Source organism: Pseudomonas sp. R5-89-07 (genome assembly GCF_003851685.1).
Lineage (GTDB): Bacteria > Pseudomonadota > Gammaproteobacteria > Pseudomonadales > Pseudomonadaceae > Aquipseudomonas.
Window position 1 is genome coordinate 1,356,587 of sequence record NZ_CP027727.1, and the last position, 15,906, is coordinate 1,372,492.

Annotated in this window: 15 protein-coding genes; 7 read left to right on the forward strand and 8 right to left on the reverse strand. The window is 58.4% G+C overall.

Going from position 1 to position 15,906, the window contains the following annotated elements:
* Positions 1–284: 284 nt before the first annotated feature.
* Together C4J94_RS06140 and grxD are read left to right on the forward strand one after the other, a co-directional pair.
* On the forward strand, positions 285–2,393 hold the full coding sequence (locus C4J94_RS06140) for a molybdopterin oxidoreductase family protein (protein WP_124385359.1): 2,109 nt from the start codon (positions 285–287) through the stop codon (positions 2,391–2,393).
* Between the two features lie 99 nt (positions 2,394–2,492).
* Positions 2,493–2,831: a Grx4 family monothiol glutaredoxin gene (gene grxD / locus C4J94_RS06145; protein WP_124385360.1), complete on the forward strand. Its 339-nt coding sequence runs from the start codon at positions 2,493–2,495 to the stop codon at positions 2,829–2,831.
* Between the two features lie 196 nt (positions 2,832–3,027).
* Here the strand turns inward: grxD and bfr are convergent, their stop codons facing one another.
* Entirely contained in the window at positions 3,028–3,498 is a 471-nt protein-coding gene (gene bfr, locus C4J94_RS06150) for a bacterioferritin (protein ID WP_124385361.1), read from the reverse strand.
* 200 nt (positions 3,499–3,698) lie between these two features.
* Entirely contained in the window at positions 3,699–3,917 is a 219-nt protein-coding gene (locus tag C4J94_RS06155) for a bacterioferritin-associated ferredoxin (protein WP_124385362.1), read from the reverse strand.
* Between the two features lie 245 nt (positions 3,918–4,162).
* Between C4J94_RS06155 and C4J94_RS06160 the strand changes: the two genes are divergently transcribed.
* Positions 4,163–4,765: a peroxiredoxin gene (locus C4J94_RS06160; RefSeq protein ID WP_057724790.1), complete on the forward strand. Its 603-nt coding sequence runs from the start codon at positions 4,163–4,165 to the stop codon at positions 4,763–4,765.
* Positions 4,766–4,828: 63 nt separating this feature from the next.
* Here the strand turns inward: C4J94_RS06160 and rnt are convergent, their stop codons facing one another.
* Positions 4,829–5,503 (reverse strand): ribonuclease T, encoded by a 675-nt coding sequence (gene rnt, locus C4J94_RS06165; RefSeq protein WP_124385363.1) that lies wholly within the window; start codon positions 5,501–5,503, stop codon positions 4,829–4,831.
* Positions 5,500–6,546 carry a dihydroorotase gene (pyrC, locus tag C4J94_RS06170; protein WP_124385364.1) on the reverse strand — a complete coding sequence of 349 codons (1,047 nt, stop codon included), beginning with the start codon at positions 6,544–6,546 and terminating at the stop codon, positions 5,500–5,502. Before pyrC ends, rnt begins: the two co-directional genes overlap by 4 nt.
* Positions 6,547–6,702: 156 nt before the next feature.
* Here pyrC and C4J94_RS06175 point away from each other — a divergent pair, with 156 nt between their 5' ends.
* The 3 genes from C4J94_RS06175 to C4J94_RS06185 all read left to right on the forward strand — a co-directional run bounded on the left by C4J94_RS06175 (position 6,703) and on the right by C4J94_RS06185 (position 10,215).
* Complete coding sequence (locus tag C4J94_RS06175) at positions 6,703–7,611, forward strand: OmpA family protein (RefSeq protein WP_124385365.1); 909 nt, start codon at positions 6,703–6,705, stop codon at positions 7,609–7,611.
* Between the two features lie 128 nt (positions 7,612–7,739).
* Positions 7,740–8,957 carry an argininosuccinate synthase gene (locus tag C4J94_RS06180; protein ID WP_065886002.1) on the forward strand — a complete coding sequence of 406 codons (1,218 nt, stop codon included), beginning with the start codon at positions 7,740–7,742 and terminating at the stop codon, positions 8,955–8,957.
* A 625-nt stretch (positions 8,958–9,582) separates the two neighbouring features.
* Entirely contained in the window at positions 9,583–10,215 is a 633-nt protein-coding gene (locus C4J94_RS06185; RefSeq protein WP_003188986.1) for a response regulator transcription factor, read from the forward strand.
* A gap of 86 nt (positions 10,216–10,301) precedes the next feature.
* On the opposite strand, the gene C4J94_RS06190 is transcribed toward C4J94_RS06185, so the two are convergent.
* From C4J94_RS06190 to metG, 4 genes are all read right to left on the reverse strand, one after another.
* Complete coding sequence (locus tag C4J94_RS06190) at positions 10,302–10,484, reverse strand: PA3496 family putative envelope integrity protein (RefSeq protein WP_124385366.1); 183 nt, start codon at positions 10,482–10,484, stop codon at positions 10,302–10,304.
* 107 nt (positions 10,485–10,591) lie between these two features.
* Positions 10,592–11,230 (reverse strand): endonuclease III, encoded by a 639-nt coding sequence (gene nth, locus C4J94_RS06195; RefSeq protein WP_124385367.1) that lies wholly within the window; start codon positions 11,228–11,230, stop codon positions 10,592–10,594.
* 90 nt (positions 11,231–11,320) lie between these two features.
* Positions 11,321–12,274, reverse strand: a complete 954-nt coding sequence (rsxB, locus tag C4J94_RS06200) for an electron transport complex subunit RsxB (protein ID WP_124385368.1) — start codon at positions 12,272–12,274, stop codon at positions 11,321–11,323.
* Positions 12,275–12,361: 87 nt separating this feature from the next.
* On the reverse strand, positions 12,362–14,413 hold the full coding sequence (metG, locus tag C4J94_RS06205) for a methionine--tRNA ligase (protein WP_124385369.1): 2,052 nt from the start codon (positions 14,411–14,413) through the stop codon (positions 12,362–12,364).
* A 171-nt stretch (positions 14,414–14,584) separates the two neighbouring features.
* Here metG and apbC point away from each other — a divergent pair, with 171 nt between their 5' ends.
* Entirely contained in the window at positions 14,585–15,679 is a 1,095-nt protein-coding gene (gene apbC / locus C4J94_RS06210) for an iron-sulfur cluster carrier protein ApbC (RefSeq protein WP_124385370.1), read from the forward strand.
* The last annotated feature ends 227 nt before the right edge of the window (positions 15,680–15,906 follow it).

The window sequence follows — 15,906 nt, forward strand, 5'->3', positions numbered from 1 at the left end:
ACGGTTTTCAAGGGTGTTCAAGCAGGGCGCCGAAGCGCGTTTGAAGACGGTTTCCAGACAGCAGCGGCCCATTTGTACACTGGCATCGAGACCTTTTGCAATGCGCAGGGGCGCCTGCGGGCGTGCTTATAGCGGTTTGAGGCGCGTGCGGGGCGTTCTCGAAACATTTGCTCACGCTTAGCCGTGCCTTGGCCTATGTCCGGCGATTCACAGCACGAACGTTACTGGCGCACTGCGCGGCCGCAGCCCATAGTTGAACAAAGCCCTTATAAAAGAGACTGGCCATGACCAAGACTCTCCATCACCGTGCCTGCCACCTGTGCGAAGCCATCTGCGGCCTTACCCTGGAAACGACCCAGGACGACGCCGGCAGCCTGGCGATTACTTCGATCAAGGGCGACCCGCTGGACACCTTCAGTCGAGGGCATATCTGCCCCAAAGCGGTGGCGTTGCAGGACATCCAGAATGACCCGGACCGCCTGCACCGGCCGATGCTGCGGGTGGGTAGCGAATGGCAACCGATCCCGTGGGACGATGCCTTTGCGCTGGTAGCCGAACGCCTCGCGGGCATCCAGGCCCGGCACGGACAGAATGCGGTGGCGGTGTATCAGGGCAACCCCAGCGTGCATAACTACGGGCTGATGACCCACAGCAACTACTTTCTTGGCTTGTTGAAAACACGTAACCGCTACTCGGCGACGTCGGTAGACCAGTTGCCCCATCATCTTTCCAGTCACCTGATGTACGGCCATGGCCTGTTGCTGCCTATTCCGGACATCGACCACACCGACTTCATGCTGATTCTGGGCGGCAACCCCCTTGCCTCAAACGGCAGCATCATGACCGTGCCCGATGTAGAGAAGCGCCTCAAGGCGATCCAGGCCCGAGGTGGCAAAGTGGTGGTCGTCGACCCTCGACGCAGCGAGACGGCGGCGATTGCCGATCAGCATCTGTTCGTGCGCCCCGGTGGCGATGCAGCCTTGTTGTTCGGGCTGCTCAACACCTTGTTTGCAGAGGGGCTGACCCGCGACAGCCATTTGCCGGTTGAAGGTTTGGCCGATGTGCGCCGGGCGATCGCCGGGTTTACCGCCGAGGCCATGAGCCCTCAGTGCGCAGTGCCTGCCGAGCAAATCCGCCAATTGGCGCGGGATTTCGCGGCGGCGGATAAAGCGGTTTGCTACGGGCGCATGGGCGTCTCGACCCAGGCGTTCGGCACGTTGTGTCATTGGCTGGTGCAGTTGATCAACCTGGTGACCGGCAACCTGGATCGCGTGGGCGGCGCCTTATGCACAACGCCAGCGGTGGATCTGGTGGCCTCGACCGGCGGCGGGCATTTCAATCGCTGGCAGAGCCGCGTGTCCGGGCGCCCCGAGTACGGGGGAGAGTTGCCGGTGTCTGCCCTGGCCGAAGAGATGCTCACCGAAGGTGAAGGGCAAATTCGCGCCCTGGTGACGGTGGCCGGCAACCCGGTATTGTCGACGCCCAATGGCCGCCAACTGGAGCAGGCGCTGGATGGGTTGGAGTTCATGGTCAGCGTTGACCTTTACATCAATGAGACCACGCGCTATGCCGACCTGATCCTGCCGTCCACGTCGGCGCTGGAGAATGATCACTACGACACCACCTTCAATATGTTCGCGGTGCGCAACGTCACACGCTTCAATCGCGCGATACTGCCCAAGCCTGAAGGTGCGCTGCACGACTGGGAAATTTTTGTCGGTTTGGCCAAGGCATTTGCGGCGCACACCGGTGTGGCGCTCAAACCAACAATGCCACCCGCGCAGATGATCGACTTCGGTTTGCGCGCCGGGACTTACGGTGATGCATCCCCGCACCAGTTGTCCGTGGCGATGCTGGCCGATCATCCCCATGGCGTGGACCTGGGGCCGCTTACGCCAAACCTGGCCGCCCGGCTGAAAACCGCCGACGGCAAGGTGCAGGCGGCGCCGTCGGTGATCCTGGCGGACCTGGCGCGTTTTGCGGCGCAACCGCTGCCTGGGGCGGACGAGCTGCTGCTGATTGGCCGTCGCCATGTGCGCAGCAATAATTCCTGGATGCATAACTATCACCGGCTGGTGAAGGGCAAGCCGCGCCATCAACTGCTGATGCACCCCGATGACCTGGCCCGTCGCCAGCTGAGCGATGGCCAGCGAGTGCGTGTCAGCTCGCGGATCGGCATGGTGGAGGTGGAAGTGGTGGCCAGCCTGGACATGATGCCTGGCGTGGTCAGCCTGCCTCACGGCTGGGGCCACGGGCGCCCGGGCGTGCAAATGAGCATTGCCAGTAGCCAGCCGGGGGCAAGTGCGAATGATTTGACCGATGAGCGGCAATTGGACGAACTGTCGGGCAATGCAGCGCTCAATGGCGTACCCGTGAAAGTTGCCGCGGCTTGATGCTGGCTGTCGGCGCGCCTGAGCATCCTGTGGGTTTTTTGCGTTACAATGCGCCACCGTGCCGACCTGTGAGTCGCAAAGTTCCTGCAGAGGTGTTCCATGGATATCATCGAAACGATCAAAGAGCAGATTGCCAACAACACCATTCTGCTTTACATGAAAGGCGCTCCGAACGCTCCTCAGTGCGGTTTCTCCGCGAAAGCGTCCCAGGCCATCATGGCGTGTGGCGAGAAGTTCGCTTACGTGGATATCCTGCAAAACCCGGAAATTCGCGCCAACCTGCCTAAATACGCCAACTGGCCGACCTTCCCGCAGTTGTGGGTAGCCGGTGAACTGGTTGGCGGCAGCGACATCATCACTGAAATGGCAGCTGATGGCTCGTTGCAAGCGCTGGTCAAAGACGCAGCGGCAAAAGCGGCAGCCAAAACCGAAGCGTGATGCTCCTGTAAAAGGCCTCGCAATAAAAAGCCCCGCTTCTCAAAAGAGAGCGGGGCTTTTTTTGGCTTCTCTGTAGGAGCGAGCTTGGTCGCGAAAAACGCCCAGGCAACGCGTTCATTCTGGATAAACGCGGTGGCGCTGAGTTCTTCGCGAGCAAGCTCGCTCCTACATCAAAATTAAACGAGAGCCGCAGGCGTTATTCGCCCATCTGCGACTGCAGGTAGTTCTCCAGGCTGACCTTGTCGATCAGGCCCAGTTGGGTTTCCAGCCAGTCGATGTGTTCTTCCTGGTCTTCGAGGATATCTTCCAACAGTTCGCGGCTGCCATAGTCGCCAGTGGTTTCGCAGTGAGCGATGGCGGCCTTGAGGTCGCTGTGGCTCTTGCGTTCAAAGCCCAGGTCGCTGCCGATCATTTCCTGGGTGTGCTCGCCGATATTCAGCTTGCCCAGGTCTTGCACGTTCGGCAGACCTTCCAGGAACAGGATGCGTTTGATCAGCGCATCGGCGTCCTTCATGGCCTTGATCGATTCCTTATATTCGCGTTTGCCGAGCTTTTCCAGGCCCCAATCGTCATACATGCGCGCATGCAGAAAGTACTGATTGATCGCGACCAGTTCATTGGCAAGGATTTTGTTGAGTTGCTGGATGACTGAAATGTCGCCTTTCATGACTGGGGTCCTGCCCTGTAATCGCTGTGTATGGGCGGAGTTTGAGCGGCGGCAATCTTGGTGTCAAACCTAAGTTATTGAATAATAAATGAAAATTAATCGGAATAAGAATGTTTGTGTTCCGCGTCTTCGCGCTAACTAATTGAATTGCGGGCATAAAAAAACCGGACACTGGGTCCGGTTCTTTAAAACACGCTTATTTAAGCGTGTGTAAATTCTGCCGAGTAGGGCAGCCCGGCTTGGGCTGTCTGCAACTGCGTGAGGGTTTCCCGTACCACTTGCTTGGCAAGGCAGGCGCATTTACCACACTGGCTGGCAACGCCGGTGGTTTCACGCACTTCCTTGTAGCTGCAGCAACCTTCATAGATTGCTTCGCGGATTTGTCCGTCGGTGACGCCAGTACAGAGGCACACATACATAAGGGAGAACCGTCGCGGGTTTAGGGCTTAAGTGCGATGGATCTTAATGTTAACGAGAATGATTGTCAAAGTAGTTTCATCATCAATCCGGCGCACATTGCCTGTGCGCTGACGAACGGTTTTTTCGGTGTATGATGGTCGATCTTTACGAAGCGTGACCGCGTCACAGGTCTGTCGCTGAACGAAGGCAGACTCGATGCTGGTCCTGTTACTTCAATCGTCACCCTTACATCAGGAGATATCCAATGAGCGTACTCGTCGGCAAACAAGCCCCGGATTTCGACGTACCCGCCGTCCTCGGCAATGGCGAAATCGTAGACAGCTTCAAACTGTCTGAAGCCATCAAAGGCAAATACGGCCTGGTGTTCTTCTACCCGCTGGACTTCACCTTCGTCTGCCCATCCGAGCTGATCGCTCTGGATCACCGCATGGACGATTTCAAGGCGCGTAACGTTGAAGTGGTCGCCGTTTCCATCGACTCCCACTTCACCCACAACGCCTGGCGCAACACCGCCATCAACGATGGCGGCATCGGCAAAGTCAAATACACCATGGCAGCCGATATGAAGCACGATATCGCCAAGGCCTACGACGTTGAGTCCGAAGGCGGCGTAGCGTTCCGTGGCGCGTTCCTGATCGACGATAAGGGCGTTGTGCGCTCGCAGATCATCAACGACCTGCCACTGGGCCGTAACATGGAAGAGCTGATTCGTCTGGTCGACGCTCTGCAATTCCACGAAGAGCACGGCGAAGTCTGCCCTGCCAACTGGAAAAAAGGCGACAAAGGCATGACCGCTTCCACCGAAGGTGTTGCGGCTTACCTGACCGAGAACGCTGGCAAGCTGTAAGCCAGATTCAAGGTAAAAAAAACCGGCCTGAAAAGGCCGGTTTTTTTATGCGCGGGATTAACTTCAATCGTTGAAGTCTTCCCAGCCGCCCATCTGTTTCCAGCGGTTGACGATGCCGCAGAACAGCTCGGCGGTCTTCTCGGTGTCGTAGCGGGCCGAGTGAGCCTCGCGGCCGTCGAAGTCGATACCGGCGGCCTGGCAGGCTTTTGCCAGTACGGTCTGACCGTAGGCGAGGCCGGCGAGGGTGGCGGTGTCGAAGCTGGAGAAGGGATGGAACGGGTTGCGTTTCATGTCCAGGCGCGCCACGGCGGCGTTCAGGAAACCCAGGTCGAAGCTGCTGTTGTGCCCTACCAGGATCGCGCGTTTGCAGCCATTGGCCTTCAGCGCCTTGCGTACGCCGCGGAAAATGTCGGTGAGCGCCGCTTCTTCACTCACCGCCATGCGCAATGGGTGATCGAGCTTGATCCCGGTGAACTCCAGGGCCGCCGCTTCGATGTTGGCGCCTTCAAACGGCTCGACGCGGAAGAAGTGGGTGTGTTCCGGGTACACGAAGCCCTGCTCGTCCATGCCGATAGTCGTCGCGGCAATTTCCAGCAAGGCATCGGTGGCGCAGTTGAAGCCGCCGGTTTCTACGTCGATAACCACAGGCAGGTAGCCGCGGAAACGTTCGGCCATCGGATGGCGCGAACCGCCGCCACCGCCATGTTCCTGTTCGTCATCGTAATGGTCTTCACTCACTTGCTTTCCTCCAGCAGGCGCCAGCGCAGTGTTTCACCGGCGCGCAGCGGGATAACGGTCAACTCGCCAAAGGGCAGGCTGGCAGGGGCGGTCCAGTCTTCACGAACCAGGGTGATGCGGTCGGTATTCGCCGGCAGGCCATAGAAGCGCGGGCCGTTGAGGCTGGCGAAGCCTTCGAGCTTGTCCAGGGCGTTGCGTTGTTCGAACGCTTCGGCGTACAGCTCGATGGCGGCAAACGCGGTGTAGCACCCCGCGCAACCGCAGGCGGCTTCCTTGGCGTGCTGCGCGTGGGGCGCCGAGTCTGTACCGAGGAAGAACTTCGGGTTGCCGCTGGTGGCGGCGTCCAGCAAAGCCACCTGGTGGGTGTTGCGCTTGAGGATCGGCAAGCAATAAAAGTGCGGTCGAATCCCGCCCACCAGCATGTGGTTGCGGTTGTACAGCAGGTGATGGGCGGTGATGGTCGCGCCGACGTTGGCCGAAGCCTCGGTGACGAACTGCACGGCATCTGCGGTGGTGATGTGTTCGAACACCACCTTGAGGGTCGGGAACAGCTCGACCACTCGGCGCATATGCTCGTCGATGAAGATCTTCTCGCGATCGAACACGTCGACATCGCCACGTGTAACTTCACCGTGGATCAACAGCGGCATGCCGACCTCGGCCATGGCTTCGATGGCCGGCAGGATCTTGTCGATACTGGTCACGCCGGAATCGGAGTTGGTGGTCGCGCCCGCCGGGTACAGCTTGGCGGCGTGAACATAACCGCTGGCCTTGGCCTCACGAATTTCTTCGGGCTGGGTGCGGTCGGTAAGGTAGAGCACCATCAGCGGTTCAAAGCGACTGCCGGCCGGGCGCGCAGCGAGGATTCGCTGGCGATAGGCATCGGCTTCGGCTGCGTTACGCACCGGTGGTACCAGGTTAGGCATGATGATGGCGCGGCCAAACGTGCGCGCTACATCGGCCACGGTTTGGGGCAACGCAGCACCATCGCGAAGATGAATATGCCAGTCGTCGGGACGCAGCAGGGTCAGGCGGTCGGACATTGGGGATTCCAGGCGGGTCAATCTGGTGGGAATGCTACCGGAAAAGACTCGTGCAGGCACTCGCTATCAAGTTTTGCAGGATACGACCGATAGCACTGGGTATGCCTTAACGATGTATGACGCTTTGAAGTGTTGTAGAAACCAGTGGAGCCTCCCGTGCGCCAGCATTATCTAGCCCTGCTCAGTGTGTTCGCCAGCCTGCCTGCGATGGCCCTCACGTTCCAGACACGTCTGGAAAATATTGAGTGGAAGGTGGAGGGCGATCAGTTCGAATGCCGCCTGACCCAGCCGATCACCGATTTCGGCTCGGGTGAGTTCGTGCGTCGGGCGGGCGAGCAGGCGACATTTCGTCTGAAAGCCTATAACGGTTCGCTCGGTGCCGGCTCCGCCACGTTGTTGGCCGCCGCTGCGCCCTGGCAACCGGGGCGCGGTGATATCAACCTCGGTGCGGTGCGCGTGGGCAGTGGCGATGTGTTGTTCAACAGCTCTCAGGCCCAGGCCGGGCGGCTGTTCACCGGCTTGCTCGAAGGCCGCAGCCCGACCGTACGGCATTACGGCCGCGAGGGGGGGTACTCGGAAATACGCCTGCTGCCGGTGAAGTTCAACAAGGCCTACAACGACTATCAGCTATGTACGGCCAAGCTGTTGCCGATGAACTACGATCAGGTCAAGCAGACGGAAGTGGGTTTCCCTGGGGGGGGCATTGAGCTGGATGCAGCAGCCAAGAAGAAGCTGTCGGTGATTGTCGCTTTCATGAAAGCTGACCCCACCGTGAACCACATCGAGTTGAACGGCCACTCGGACAACAGCGGCAACCGCCTGACCAACCGTGATGTCTCGCGACGCCGAGCCCTGGCGGTGATGGACTACTTCAAGGCCAACGGCATCCAGGAATCGCAGGTCACCCTGCGGTTTCACGGTGAAAGCTACCCCTTGGCGCCCAACACCAACGCCGCCAACCGAGCCCGCAACCGTCGGGTCAACGTGCAGCTTGAGCGCGTGGCTGCGCCTGAGAAACCAGCGTCCCAAGCAACTGCGCCGAGCAACCCCGCAGCGACCTCGTAAGTGCGACCATCGGTCGCGCGCTTGACATAATCTGTCGCTTTATCTTCATTTGCTGTCGCGCCCCTGTAATTTCGCGGTTTTGATCGGTAGAATCGTCGCCTTTCCGTACAACCCCGTGGAGTGATGGCATGGCCGACGTAAACAAGGTCGTTCTCGCGTATTCCGGCGGCCTGGACACTTCGGTGATCCTCAAGTGGCTGCAGGATACTTATAACTGTGAAGTGGTGACCTTCACCGCTGACCTGGGTCAGGGCGAAGAGGTCGAACCTGCACGTGCCAAGGCGCAAGCCATGGGCGTGAAAGAGATCTACATTGACGACCTGCGCGAAGAGTTCGTCCGCGATTTCGTTTATCCGATGTTTCGCGCCAATACCGTCTACGAAGGCGAGTACCTGCTGGGTACCTCCATCGCCCGTCCGCTGATCGCCAAGCGCCTGATCGAAATTGCCAACGAAACCGGCGCCGATGCCATTTCCCATGGCGCCACCGGCAAGGGCAACGACCAGGTGCGTTTCGAACTGGGTGCCTACGCCCTCAAGCCCGGCGTAAAAGTGATCGCCCCTTGGCGTGAATGGGACCTTCTGTCCCGTGAAAAGCTGATGGATTACGCTGAAAAGCACGCGATCCCGATCGAGCGTCACGGCAAGAAGAAATCCCCGTACTCGATGGATGCCAACCTGCTGCACATCTCCTATGAAGGCGGCGTGCTGGAAGACACCTGGACCGAGCACGAAGAAGACATGTGGAAATGGACCGTCTCCCCGGAGAACGCTCCAGATAAGCCGCAGTACCTGGAACTGACCTACCGCAACGGCGACATCGTCGCGCTGGATGGCGTCGAGATGACTCCAGCCACCGTGTTGGCGACCCTGAACCGTATCGGTGGTGAACACGGTATCGGTCGTCTCGACATCGTCGAGAACCGTTACGTGGGCATGAAGTCCCGTGGCTGCTATGAAACACCGGGCGGCACCATCATGCTGCGCGCTCACCGTGCGATCGAATCGATCACCCTGGACCGCGAAGTCGCTCACCTCAAAGATGAGCTGATGCCGAAATACGCCAGCCTGATCTACACCGGCTATTGGTGGAGCCCTGAGCGTCTGATGCTGCAGCAGATGATCGACGCCTCCCAGGCCCACGTGAACGGCGTCGTGCGCCTGAAACTGTACAAGGGCAATGTAATCGTTACCGGTCGCAAATCCGACGAGTCGCTGTTCGATGCCAACATCGCGACCTTCGAGGAAGATGGCGGTGCCTACAACCAGGCGGATGCAGCAGGCTTCATCAAGTTGAACGCCTTGCGCATGCGCATCGCGGCCAACAAAGGACGCAAGTTGTTCTGAGTGTTTTGCCTGTGGTGAAAAAGCCCCTTATGCAAGGGGCTTTTTTTTTGCCCTGAATATACCCATGGGAGCATTAATCAAGGCGGCGTTTACAAATGTTTAACACGTGTTTAAGAATTTTGCTTCACGTCTTTGAAAACTTTTCCGGTTCCGAATTTTTGCTTTTCTAAGGAAAGGTTTTTTACATATGAATAGGAACTATGTCTTAAAGAAATTTCACTCATGCAGGAGCAATGGACATGTAATTTATAGAATTTTCTGTAGGAAAATGGAGTGTAAATAAATATGTTAAATGGAACTAAAGTCGATACGGTTTTTTCAGCCCCTCATTTAGATCGCAGTAGCGTACAAGGGGCATTTCCTGAAAGGCCTGTGCGCCACGTTTACCGAGTATGCCTGGGAGTGAGGACATTTCATTCAAAATATGTACAGGCAGGGAAAAGTCTGAAAGGCTCCATAAAGCTGAATACATCCAAGTTGGCGAATTTTTGTAGGTCAATTCCTATCTTGTTGTGGGTTGGGTCTCTGCCTGCTGTTGCTTGGGGGGGAACGCTATGCCAACTAGTAGACGACTAGGCTATTGTGCTTTCTCTAAATAATTCGAACAGCGAAATTGGACTTTCTCATGAATAAAGTGCTGATCGTGGATGATCATCCCGTCATTCGGCTTGCTGTGCGCATGCTAATGGAACGTCATGGTTATGAGGTCGTTGCCGAGACTGATAACGGTGTCGATGCGTTGCAACTTGCGCGGGAACATATGCCGGACATTGTCATACTGGATATTGGAATCCCCAAACTTGATGGCCTTGAAGTTATTTGCCGGTTGGCCTCGACCAAGCAAGCTGTATCGTTCAAGGTGCTGGTGCTGACGTCCCAGGCGCCTGGGCACTTTTCCATGCGCTGCATGCAGGCCGGGGCCGCCGGCTATGTGTGCAAGCAGCAGGACCTGACCGAGTTGCTGAGCGCCATCAAGGCAGTGCTTTCCGGCTACAGCTATTTCCCGAACCAGGCGCTCAACTCGGTGCGCTCCACCATGGGCAACGCCAGTGAAGCTGACATGGTTGAACGTTTGTCCGGGCGGGAAATGATGGTGCTGCAACAGCTCGCCCGCGGCAAAACCAATAAGGAGATTGCCGATGGCATGTTCCTCAGCAACAAGACCGTCAGCACTTACAAGACGCGCCTGCTATTAAAGCTTAATGCCCGCTCTCTGGTCGACCTGATAGAACTGGCCCAGCGTAATGGTCTGGTGTGAGGAGGGCGCTCAACGTTCCGACACGTGTGTAACAACCGGCACAAAAAAGCCTCCGTCAGGGAGGCTTCCGGCCATCTGGCAGGTGGTCAAAGATCGAAGTCGTAATCGGCCAACTGTCTTTGCAAGCGTCGCTCTTCAAGCAGGTTGTCGATAGTCCGGCGTTTGCTCAAATTGGTCTTCGCCACCTCTACGACGGGCGCTGGCGCCTCATCGTCTTCCAACTCCACCAGGTCGTCATCGACTTCCAGTTCTTCTTTGCCAGTGCTCATAAGGTTCACTCCAGGCTAAGACTGCCGTTGGCGCCCCTTATAACGATATTCCACGAACGGGTAAAAAAGATTTTTTCAATCGACCGATAGAGAAAAGCCCGTAATCCTCAATCGTCAGATGTCTTGTCCTTGTATTCACACAAATCTTCGATCCTGCAGCTGCCACACCGTGGCTTGCGCGCCTGGCAGACATAGCGTCCGTGAAGAATCAGCCAATGATGGGAGTCGAGCAGATAGGGCTTGGGTACAAACTTCATCAGCTGCCTTTCGACCTCGACCACATTCTTGCCGCGAGCGATGCCGGTTCGGTTACTGACGCGAAAAATATGGGTGTCCACGGCCATGGTGAGCTGCCTGAACGCGGTATTGAGCACCACGTTGGCGGTCTTGCGGCCGACTCCGGGCAACGCTTCCAGTGCTTCTCGGGTTTGCGGTACTTCACTGGCGTGCAACTCCATCAACAGGCGGCACGTCTCGATCACGTTCTTGGCCTTGCTGTTGTACAAGCCGATGGTCTTGATGTACTCCGATAACCCTTCCACACCGAGGGCATAAATCGCCTCCGGCGTATTGGCTACTGGAAATAGCTTGGCCGTGGCCTTGTTCACGCCCACGTCGGTGGATTGGGCCGACAGGATCACCGCTATCAGCAGCTCGAACGGCGAGGAGTAGGCCAGTTCGGTCTTGGGTTCCGGATTGTCTTCATGGAACCGGCGGAAGATTTCCAGGCGTTTGGCGGCATTCATAGGAGTGGATGTTTCCTTGCAGGCGGTCGACTTGATTATCGCAATACACAGCGCAGCATCAGCTGTAATCCCCTGTGGGAGGAGTCTCCATCACTCAGCTGCGAGATCATGCAACGTTTGCTCGGCGGCGTTCAACGCCGCGCTCAGGCGTGCCAATTGTTGTTCATCAGCCTGTTGATCCTGGGCCTTTTTCAGCTCGGCCCGGCGCATCGCCAGTTGGATCTTCGCGCGCTTGAGTTCAGGGCTCTTGATGGCCGGGGGCGGCAGCGCTGGGCTGTTGTCTTCCAGCGCTGCAAGCGCCCGCTCCGAGGCCTCGAACTGCCGTTGCAGGACAATCAATTGCGACTGTTGCTCGAAGGTCGGAGGGTGCCCAAACGCTTTCAGGGACTTGTGCAGTTGAGCGCGGCTCATGGCGACACTGATTTTGGCTTGCTTGATCACGGAATCCCCAGCGGTATCGGCTTGTGCTGCCGCCACGGGTGTTGTGCGTTTAGCGCGGGCCAGGCGTTCGGCGAGCTTATTGGCTTCCTCACGTTGCAGGCGTGCGTTGCGCTGCTCGAAACGCCGTCGCGCACGGTCGCGTTTGAGTCCACGTTCGCGCCGTTCGTCGTCGCTAGCCGCCAGGCCGCCCACGATAGGCAGACCTTCCACGAGTGGGCGCATCTCTATGCAGTCGACAGGGCAGGGCGCGACACACAGGTCGCAACCGGTGCATTCGTCGATAATCACCGTGTGCATCAACTTGGCGGCGCCGATGATGGCGTCCACAGGGCAAGCCTGGATGCATTTGGTGCAGCCGATGCATTCGGCCTCACGGATATAGGCGATCTGTGCCGGCGCGTCGCCGCGGCTGGTATCCAGGGCCAGCACCGGCAAGCGCAGCAATTGCGCAAGCCCGGCGATGGTTTCCTGGCCGCCGGGTGGGCACTTGTTGATTGCCTCGCCGTTGGCGATGCCTTCGGCGTAAGGCTTGCAACCCGGGTGCCCGCACTTGCCGCATTGAGTCTGCGGTAGCAGCGCGTCGATACGTTGAATGAGGTTCATGCTTTGATCATAGCGTTGACGCCCGGCCCACCGATGCAGGCAGGCTGAAAAGCCCCGGCGCCGAAACGCCGGGGCATCTTGCAGGGTTTACTTGATGCGTTGACCCGGCTTGGCGCCGCTGTCCGGGCTCAGCAGGTAGATCTCTTCCCCGCCAGGGCCGGCCGCCATCACCATGCCTTCGGAAATGCCGAATTTCATCTTCCGTGGCTTGAGGTTGGCGATCATCATGGTCAGGCGGCCATCGAGCTTGGACGGGTCCGGGTAGGCGCTCTTGATGCCGGAGAACACGTTGCGCTGCTCGCCACCCAGATCCAGGGTCAGGCGCAGCAGCTTGTCGGCACCCTCCACGGCTTCTGCCTTGACGATCAGTGCAACCCGCAGGTCAACGGCGGCAAAGGCGTCGAACTCGATTTCAGCGCAGATCGGGTCCTTGGCCAACTCGCTGTCAGTTGCAGGCGCGGTCGCGCCGGTATCGGTCTGGCTGGCGACCAGGTCTTCTTTCGAAGCGTCGGTCATGGCCTGGACCTTCACCGGGTCGATGCGCGTCATCAGTGGCTTGAACGCGTTCAGCTGATGGTTGCCGAGCAGCGTGGTGTGGTCGTTCCAGGTCAGTGGCGCAACGTTGAGGAACGCTTCTGCGTCGGCGGCCAGCAGCGGCAGCACCGGCTTGAGGAAGATCACCAACTGACGGAACAGGTTGACGCCAGTGGCGCAGATCGCCTGAACCTCAGCCTCTTTGCCTTCCTGCTTGTTCAGCGACCATGGCGCTTTGTCGGCAATCCAGGCATTGGCACGGTCAGCCAGGCCCATGATTTCACGCATCGCACGGGCAAAGTCACGGGCTTCATAGGCGTCGGCGATGCTCGGTGCGGCCGCCAGGAATGCATCGGTCAGTTCCGGCGCAGCGTTTTCAGCGACCAGTACACCCGCGTTACCCTTGTGGATAAACCCGGCACAACGGCTGGCGATATTGACGACCTTGCCGACCAGGTCCGAGTTGACCTTCTGTACGAAGTCTTCCAGGTTCAGGTCGAGGTCGTCGACGCCACGGCCCAGCTTGGACGCGTAGTAGTAACGCAAGTATTCCGGCGACAGGTGGTCCAGGTAGGTACGCGCCTTGATAAAGGTGCCGCGGGACTTGGACATCTTCTGCCCGTTTACGGTGAGGTAACCGTGCACGGCAATGCCGGTCGGCTTGCGGTAACCCGAACCTTCGAGCATCGCCGGCCAGAACAGCGCGTGGAAGTTGACGATGTCCTTGCCGATGAAGTGGTACAGCTCGGCGGTGGAGTCCTTGCCCCAGAACGCATCGAAGTCCAGCTCCGGCGTGCGGTCGCAGAGGTTCTTGAAGCTGGCCATGTAGCCGATTGGCGCATCCAGCCAGACGTAGAAGTACTTGCCCGGTTCGCCTGGAATTTCGAAGCCGAAGTACGGCGCATCGCGGGAGATATCCCATTGCTGCAAGCCGCTGTCGAGCCATTCGGAGAGTTTGTTGGCCACGGCGTCCTGCAGGGTGCCGCTGCGCGTCCAGGTTTGCAGCATCTGCTGGAAATCGGGAAGCTTGAAGAAGAAGTGCTGGGAGTCCTTGAGCACCGGGGTGGCGCCGGAGATCGCCGACTTCGGATCCTTCAGGTCAGTCGGTGCGTAGGTTGCGCCGCATTTTTCGCAGTTGTCGCCGTACTGGTCTGCGGTGCCGCATTTCGGGCAGGTGCCCTTGATGAAACGGTCGGCCAGGAACATTTTCTTTTCCGGGTCGAAATACTGGGTGACCGACCGCTGGTCGATGTGCCCGGCTTCCTTCAATCGCAGGTAGATCTGGCTCGACAGCTCACGATTTTCGTCGGAGTGGGTCGAATGGAAGTTGTCGAAATCCACCAGGAACTCGGCAAAGTCGGCGCTGTGTTCAGCCTGCACATTGGCGATCAATTGTTCCGGGGTGATGCCTTCCTTTTCGGCGCGCAACATGATGGCCGAACCGTGGGCGTCGTCCGCGCAGACATAAATGCATTGGTTGCCGCGGTGCTTCTGGAAGCGCACCCACATATCGGTCTGGATGTACTCAAGCATATGGCCAAGATGGATGGAACCATTGGCATAGGGCAGGGCGCTGGTGACGAGGATCTTGCGTGGCTCGGACATGGGGCTCGGCTACTTGATGAAACGGAGGTCGGCCACTATAAAGCGCCGGGAAATTTATTTCACCCCGTGGTGCTGTTTCAGAATTTTCGCAACCTGCAAAAGCATGCCGCTGGCGGCCTGGAACGGTTAGGATAGCCGCCTGTTTCAGTCAGTCTTTTTCGGGAGTTGCCCATGAGCGCCGTCAATCGCGCAGCGGTGGAAGCCGTTCTTCGCCAGTACACCGACCCCTATTTGAACCAGGACCCGGTCACGGCCGGTTGTGTACGGGCTATCGAGGTGCGGGGTGACCAGGTATCGGTCCAGCTTGAGTTGGGCTATGCCGCCGGCCTGTTCAAGAAGGGATGGGCGCAGATGCTGCAAATCGCCATCGAAGGCCTCGATGGGGTGCGCTCGGCCCAGGTCGACATCCAATGCGTGATCGCGCCGCACAAGGCGCAGGCGCAGATCCCAGGCCTGGCTAACGTCAAGAATGTGATTGCCGTGGCCTCGGGCAAGGGCGGCGTGGGCAAATCCACCACCGCCGCCAACCTGGCCCTGGCCCTGGCCCGTGAAGGTGCCCGTGTGGGTATCCTCGATGCCGACATCTATGGCCCGAGCCAGGGTGTGATGTTCGGCATTGCCGAAGGCACACGGCCGAAGGTAAAGGACCAGAAGTGGTTTGTGCCCATCGAGTCGTTGGGCGTGGAGGTCATGTCCATGGCCTTCCTCACCGACGATAACACCCCGATGGTGTGGCGCGGGCCGATGGTGTCCGGTGCGCTGCTGCAACTGGTTACCCAGACCGCCTGGGGCGATTTGGACTACCTGGTGATCGATATGCCGCCTGGTACGGGTGATATCCAGCTGACCCTGGCGCAGAAAGTCCCGGTGGCCGGCTCGGTGATCGTTACCACGCCTCAGGACCTGGCACTGCTGGACGCAAAGAAAGGCGTAGAGATGTTCCGCAAGGTCAACATTCCGGTGCTGGGGGTGGTGGAAAACATGGCGGTGCACATCTGCTCCAACTGCGGCCATGCCGAGCACCTGTTCGGTGAGGGAGGAGGCGAGAAGCTGGCGACTCAATATGGCGTCGAACTGCTGGCCTCTCTTCCGCTGTCGATGGCGATCCGTGAGCAGGCCGATGGCGGCAAGCCCACCGTGGCCGCCGAGCCCGATGGCCAGATTGCCATGGTCTATCAGGAGCTGGCCCGCCATGTGGGGGCTCGGATAGTGCTGCAGGAAGCGGCTGCTCCTGCGATGCCGACGATTACGGTCAGCGATGACTGAATCCTTCCTGTATAGGGAGGCGCACGCTAGGCTTGTTACGCTTTTGCCCAATAACTGATGTAAGCATTCGCTTACTTTTACGTAAGTATTAGGGCTTTTTACAGGGAATGAGCGCCTCGAATTCGTGAGAGATGTTTCTAACCATTTGAAATAGAACAATTATTTAACGCTGCTTGAGCGTCCGCGCCAGGCAGTTGCCCAGTTGGGTGCCGTTGAACTTATTTCAG